The organism is Thermococcus sp. PK (assembly GCF_000430485.1).
GTDB lineage: Archaea > Methanobacteriota_B > Thermococci > Thermococcales > Thermococcaceae > Thermococcus_A > Thermococcus_A bergensis.
This window is the reverse complement of record NZ_KE387150.1, coordinates 162,156-163,657: the sequence shown is the minus strand read 5'-3', so window position 1 is coordinate 163,657 and position 1,502 is coordinate 162,156. Positions and strand designations below refer to the sequence as shown.

Below are 1,502 nucleotides of genomic sequence, written 5' to 3'. Positions count from 1 at the left end.
ATTCTCGTTATTGCCTGAACTTCTATCCTGCCCTTTTTTATTTGTGATAATGGTTGAGTCTGCTTGAGTGCTGGCGTAGGGTAATTTCTGGAGTTTTTCAGGAGGTGGTTTGTCAGTTCTTCGAGGTTCAGCTTTTCTCCCAGTTGTGGAGGGTTGAGTAGTGAATGTTTGCTCCGAAGAATTTTCTGCCGTAGTGCTGGGCGTCTCTGAGGGGTAGGTTGTAGTATTGTTTAAAGAGGAGTATTGCCAGTATTGTTTTACTGGAAATTTTTTGGATTTTGGCAGGTTCTTCAGCTTTCCTTCTGATTCGAAGTCTGCTAAAACGTCAAGAATTGCGAATGCCACGCTTTCAGGGTCTTTGAGTCTGTGATCCCATCTGGGGATCACGACAACCACCTGAAAGAATTCAGCAAAAACCCTAATAAAGGTTACTATAAACACGCCCCCCTTCAAAGAAAACCTTATAAAATTCAAGCAATATAATAACGTTATAGGCAAATCAAAGGAAAAATCGGCCCTGTTCCAATAAGACTTTAGAAGAATTGAAAGAAAACTACTTACACAGCAACAGTAAAAGAGTAAGAAGTTCCAATAAGACTTTAGAAGAATTGAAAGACAGCTTACCGGAATTGATCCAAAAGCTGGACAGAGCGTTCCAATAAGACTTTAGAAGAATTGAAAGACTGATTTTCTCTCTAGTGTTCTGAGCTCTAATATACGTTCCAATAAGACTTTAGAAGAATTGAAAGCTATTAAACTACTTCGCTTCCTTGCGAGGATGATTATGTTCCAATAAGACTTTAGAAGAATTGAAAGTATTGCTGCTCTTGCGGCTAACCAAGTTTTTCCTACTGTTCCAATAAGACTTTAGAAGAATTGAAAGACACTACGTCATCATCAACCTCTTCGAGAATCTCTGTTCCAATAAGACTTTAGAAGAATTGAAAGCCCTCAATGAGAATTGTTGCGTTCACCGTGTTTCCGTGTTCCAATAAGACTTTAGAAGAATTGAAAGTTTTTTCAAAAACTGGAACAATCGTGCATCTACAAGTTCCAATAAGACTTTAGAAGAATTGAAAGGCGGTTAAAAAGGTAGTTAATTATGTGAAACAACAAGGAGTTCCAATAAGACTTTAGAAGAATTGAAAGAAAATACAACACCCAGCACAGTTTCTTAAAAACTGGGGTTCCAATAAGACTTTAGAAGAATTGAAAGAAGCATAGTTATCTTTTTTGTGCTGGTCGTGGTTGCCCGTTCCAATAAGACTTTAGAAGAATTGAAAGAAGGGTGTATTAGTTTATGAAAGACAGTATTTAGTGGTTCCAATAAGACTTTAGAAGAATTGAAAGGCGATCACAAAACCAAAAACTGCAACTACCCACTAAGTTCCAATAAGACTTTAGAAGAATTGAAAGACCGCTGAGATGAAAAACTATGAAATCCCTGTGACCGTTCCAATAAGACTTTAGAAGAATTGAAAGCAATAATCTGAATATCACCG

General features: G+C 37.4%; 1 protein-coding gene and 1 CRISPR repeat array. The gene reads right to left on the bottom strand.

Going from position 1 to position 1,502, the window contains the following annotated elements; genetic code table 11:
* Positions 1-441 (bottom strand): hypothetical protein (locus tag THEPK_RS13435; protein ID WP_198011314.1); only part of this gene is annotated, 441 nt, incomplete at its 3' end.
* A 78-nt stretch (positions 442-519) separates the two neighbouring features.
* A CRISPR array of direct repeats spans positions 520-1,482; the repeat unit is 30 nt; unit sequence GTTCCAATAAGACTTTAGAAGAATTGAAAG.
* Between the last annotated feature and the right edge of the window lie 20 nt (positions 1,483-1,502).